The 2,266-nt window shown below is 39.6% G+C and carries 3 protein-coding genes and 1 pseudogene; 1 reads left to right on the top strand and 3 read right to left on the bottom strand.

The window, feature by feature from the left end; all coding sequences use genetic code 11:
* Nucleotides 1–269: 269 nt before the first annotated feature.
* The 3 genes and pseudogenes from AB6D80_RS24695 to AB6D80_RS24705 all read right to left on the bottom strand — a co-directional run.
* Nucleotides 270–338: pseudogene (locus tag AB6D80_RS24695) on the bottom strand (glyoxalase/bleomycin resistance/dioxygenase family protein); the annotation flags it as partial.
* A gap of 13 nt (nt 339–351) precedes the next feature.
* Nucleotides 352–552 carry a hypothetical protein gene (locus AB6D80_RS24700; RefSeq protein WP_108196711.1) on the bottom strand — a complete coding sequence of 67 codons (201 nt, stop codon included), beginning with the start codon at nt 550–552 and terminating at the stop codon, nt 352–354.
* A 157-nt stretch (nt 553–709) separates the two neighbouring features.
* Entirely contained in the window at nt 710–1,738 is a 1,029-nt protein-coding gene (locus AB6D80_RS24705; protein ID WP_372139845.1) for a hypothetical protein, read from the bottom strand.
* A gap of 35 nt (nt 1,739–1,773) precedes the next feature.
* Between AB6D80_RS24705 and AB6D80_RS24710 the strand changes: the two genes are divergently transcribed.
* Nucleotides 1,774–2,266, top strand: a 493-nt coding sequence (locus tag AB6D80_RS24710; protein WP_372189903.1) for a tyrosine-type recombinase/integrase, incomplete at its 3' end; no start/stop codon positions are given.

Consider the following 2,266-nt stretch of genomic DNA (forward strand, 5'->3'; position numbering starts at 1 on the left):
TTGAAAGTTATTGGTTAATCAATTTAGTCAGCTTTGGCTCTCTTTGTTATCAGCTTTTGTCGACAAAGCTAACTACTTCCAGTTACAAAATACATCATTGGCACTCGCCATGAGTCGCGACGACATACTGACTCAGAGTTGGACATGAACAATTTAGACCTATAGCTCTAAATCGTTTATGCAAGATTAGAAAAAGTATCTTGAAACCTTAAATGCTGGTATGTGTTTTTCCCTCGTAGTCCTATTAAGTTTCCAAATGGGCTCTCAACTTAGCACATTGAAAGCCCACCTTCGATATCCATTAGCCCACGATAAAGACACGCACCTAGTTCTTCAAAGTCCAACTTTTAACTAACCTTTCTTATATAGGAAGTCATTTAACTCTCTTTGTTTCTTATCCCAAGAATCAAGTCTCATTCCAGCCTGATTGGACCTAATTGGTGAGCTTGATTTCGATTCGATTAATAGCGAACTAATTGTAGTTTCGATCAACACACCATACTCAAGTAGTTCTTCTTCAGTCATTTTTTGAAGTTCATGTACTTTATTCATTATTTACACACCTTTGGATATTAGATAAGAACACCTACATTCCCACACTGACACACTACGCCTAATACAAGGGGCGCCACGACCAACTTACAAAGCGCACTTAACTCCGAACCAAAACCGCCGAGTGTAGAGCGTCACCTTTATGTTTTTGTTAGGTTTATCTACGCGTGCGTTCCGTTCTTTTCGCTATCTCAGGAACACTTTCCGAAGGGCTGACTATAGATTTAATAGATACGTTTTCATCTGATTCAAGTACTTTAGAAAAACAGTATTGAAGAGTTTTACCTGTTTTTCTGTGCATTTCTAAAGCTTCATCTATTTTTTCACCAGAAATACCACCATCAGGAGCCATTACCATTGACTGAATATGAACACTGCCATCGTCAGGATTTGATGCGGACATTGCACTCTCCATGTGACCATCAAAGTCTTTAGCGATATCATCCATTACCTCTTGCATACCTTTCCCAGCATATCCAAAGTTATGCTCAAAACCTGAATCCTGATCATTCTCCAAAGACAATTTAAGTTGGTCGTTATTTGAGAATTGTATGTGATAATCATTAAAATTAATAAACTGCCTGCCATCAATACGCATTTGAAAATGCCAATGAGGGAAGTCTGTTTTACTACCTGCATGACCTGCGAAATCATTATGAGAACAATCTAAAGTCCACTCAATATTTTTCCACTTAATTGTTACTTCAAATTTTTTACGATCCGAGCTTTCTTCTTTTAGGTTATTAATATTTTTTGCGCCAGATTCAGCAAAAGCCACCCACCTTAGATAGGCTGAAATCTGATAAAAATCGAATGCTTCACTTATTTTCTTAAAGTCTTTTTTCTTGAATTTGCAACGCCTTAACAGCCAATGTAAGCATGGTTTTTCAGTGCTAATACTAGAAAATGGCTTACCACACATATAACACTTATCTTCATCATATGCGCTTTTGAAAGATTTATACTCAATATCATAAGCTTTCTGCTGCTCAGAAAAATGCTTCATGGACTCTTCTTCAGACATTGTTGATACATGCGTTTTAAATTTTTTTACTTCATTTTCAATATTCATAATTTCAACTTCATAAAGAACTAACCTGATAAACCTAACGCCCTTCTTGAACAGTTTGTTGAACGAAGCCGCTGCGCGGCAGAGTAAAACAAGTGCAAGCCATACTCTTGTCACACCATCACCCTGATGGTCGTTGACAGGAGTAACTTATGAATGCCACCGACTTAGAACGCTACAACGCCCTTTATGAACAACACCTTACCAATCTAAAACTGCAAGGTAAACGCCCTGCAACTATTGATGCCTATTCTCGTGCGGTTCGTCGGATCACCGCACATTTTGATCGAGTCCCTGATGCGTTAACCACCAATGACCTTAAACAGTTCTTCGCTTCTCTCATCCAAACCCACTCGTGGAGCACCATTAAACTCGATCGTAATGGCTTGCAGTTTTTCTATCGCTACACACAGGGTAAACAGTGGGAGTGGCTCAATATCGTGAAGCCGCCACAAGTGAAACGACTGCCCGACATACTCACACCGCAACAAGTCAGCTCACTGATTAACCACACGCGACAAGCCCGTTATCAAGTCTTCTTCTTAACTCTTTACAGCATGGGATTACGCCTTGGTGAAGGGCTCAATCTCACGGTTCACGATATCGACAGCCAAACGATGCGGGTTCACATACGCGAAGGAAAAG

The sequence above is a fragment of the Vibrio sp. 10N.247.310.17 genome (assembly GCF_041466605.1).
GTDB lineage: Bacteria > Pseudomonadota > Gammaproteobacteria > Enterobacterales > Vibrionaceae > Vibrio > Vibrio tasmaniensis_A.

Bases quoted from the DNA above. Each gene is read 5' to 3' on its own strand.
- AB6D80_RS24700 (WP_108196711.1), bottom strand. From the start codon at position 552: ATGAATAAAGTACATGAACTTCAAAAAATGACTGAAGAAGAACTACTT.